1 protein-coding gene is annotated in these 235 nt (G+C 39.6%); it reads left to right on the top strand.

Features of this window, described 5'->3' with window-relative positions:
* A partial coding sequence (locus LACDD01_RS12140; protein WP_197458057.1) for a hypothetical protein occupies positions 1 to 204 on the top strand: 204 nt, incomplete at its 5' end.
* Positions 205 to 235: the final 31 nt, after the last annotated feature.

Genomic DNA, 235 nt, shown 5'->3' on the forward strand with positions numbered 1-235 from the left:
CTACTTGAACTCACAGACGAAAAGCGTGACGAGTTGGCAGTAGCTTTATATCGCCTCTCTCGAAGTATCTTTATGCATGAAGAGGAGCTACATAAGATCATTGAATTCTTAGGTATTGATATCACGAATGCGCGGTATATGTGCAGATTACTTGATATTGACATGCAACAGTGGGTCTTTCAACAAAAAGACCGTAAAAAATAGTACAAAAAAAAGCCGTCCGAAAGTTTGGCGA

The organism is Lactococcus sp. DD01 (genome assembly GCF_001578715.1).
GTDB classification, from domain to species: domain Bacteria; phylum Bacillota; class Bacilli; order Lactobacillales; family Streptococcaceae; genus Lactococcus; species Lactococcus petauri.